The 1,710-nt window shown below is 58.7% G+C and carries 1 protein-coding gene and 1 pseudogene; both read right to left on the bottom strand.

Annotated elements, in window-relative coordinates; all coding sequences use genetic code 11:
- Positions 1 to 8: 8 nt before the first annotated feature.
- Positions 9 to 1,214: an IS30 family transposase gene (locus BFL43_RS00080; RefSeq protein WP_240497974.1), complete on the bottom strand. Its 1,206-nt coding sequence runs from the start codon at positions 1,212 to 1,214 to the stop codon at positions 9 to 11.
- A 31-nt stretch (positions 1,215 to 1,245) separates the two neighbouring features.
- Positions 1,246 to 1,709 (bottom strand): annotated as a pseudogene (locus BFL43_RS00075) (transposase); the annotation flags it as partial.
- Position 1,710 lies beyond the last annotated feature (1 nt).

Genomic DNA, 1,710 nt, shown 5'->3' with positions numbered 1-1,710 from the left:
GGCAGATTCTAGGGATTGTTGCGAATCCCTTGGGCTTTTAGTTGGTAGCGTAATCCTTGCATGAGTTGGTGCGGTGTGTGGTCTTGAAGCTCTTTTCGTGGCCTGTGGTTGAGCTCGGCGGCGACTCGATCAAGGTGCGCCTGACTCCACTGGCTGAGATCAGTGCCCTTCGGAAAGTACTGCCGTAGCAACTTGTTGGTATATTCGTTCGTTCCTCGCTGCCATGGAGAGTGTGGGTCGGCGAAGTAGATGTTCAGCCCGGTCGCAGCCTCGATCCTGCCGTGCTGGAACATCTCATTGCCTTGGTCCCACGTCAATGTGCGTCGCAATTGCGTTGGCAGCGAAGCAAATGCGACGATAAGCGCGTCAGCGACGGTCTGCGCGCAGTGGTCACCGGGTAGATACACGAGCCTGGTCAGTCTGGTCTTTCGATCGACCAAGGTGGCGATGGCCGACTTTTGGCCTGCGCCGATGATCAGATCCCCTTCCCAGTGTCCGGCTTGTTTGCGGGACTCGGCCGCGGCGGGTCGGTCGTGGATCGATTTCATCGACGTGGACTGCTTGAGAGCGCCGTCCTTGGAACGTCCCCGGCCACGTCTGTGGCGGTAGACCCGGCCTGTGCGCAACGTGGTCTGAGTAATCGTGATGATGCCGCGGTAGATGGCGTCGTAGATCGTCTCCGCACAGACATGCCATTGAGGCTGATTGCGGTACCTGCGCCGCAGCCAGCGACTGATCTGTTCGGGTGACCAGCAGACAGTTAGTTTGCCGGAGATGGCATTTCGCAATCTGGACTCGGTATCAATGATCCGTTCTTTCGGGCGGCGCCGGCGCCCGAATGCTTGATTGTGGGCGTACCAGGGTTGGTAGGTGCCGTCAGCCTTTTTGTTGCGTGAGATCTCCCGATAGACACTCTGGTAGCTCTTCCCGATCCGGGCAGCTATCGCCTTGACGGGCTCCCCGTTGCTGAGCCCGTCGGCAATCTCGATCCGGTCGTCCTGACTGAAGTACCGCGAACTGATGGGTTTTGATTCGGATATTTTCACGCTTCCAGCATCGATAAACCAGAGGGAGCCGCAGCTCAGTGACACGCCGACCCGGCGCGCGGCTTCGGCGCCGGGCAATCCCTGCCGTATCAGTTCAAAGTAATCCCGCTTGATCTCAAGCGAGGCGCGATTGTGTCCTCCACGTGGCATCGGCAATCTCCTGGTCACGATTCGCAACGATCGCTAGAGACTGCCCCCGATCAAGTGGCCGGTTCTGCCACTCCGTCATTTCCCCGACGACCTTGTCGGTGATACGTGAGATCGTGTCCTTCGACACCGACGCTCCGCAATATCTTGAAAGTGCGCAGATATCTCGCCGGTCGTCAAACCCTTTGCAGTCAAAGATAATACGATCTCATCGATACCTGTAAGGCGGCGTTGTCTCTTCTTGACGATCTGCGGGTCGAACGAAGAGTCGACGTCACGCGGCACTTCAATCTCCACCGGCCCGATCTCGGTGAGCACCGTCTTCGAACGGGTACCGTTCCTCGAGTTGCCGCTGCCCCGGCCGGCGGCATCATGCTTCTCATAGCCCAGGTGCTCGGTCATCTCCGCATCCAACGCGGTCTCCAGAACGTTTTTGGTCAGCTGATTGAGGAGTCCGTTCGGGCCCATCAACTCCACGCCCTGCTCCTTGGCCTGAGCCAGGAGCTGCTCGGCCAAC

Origin of the sequence: Williamsia sp. 1135, from assembly GCF_002095395.1 — a bacterium.
Taxonomy (GTDB): Bacteria; Actinomycetota; Actinomycetes; order Mycobacteriales; family Mycobacteriaceae; genus Williamsia.
The sequence above is the reverse complement of the archived record's forward strand: the minus strand, read 5'-3'. Positions and strand labels throughout refer to the sequence as shown.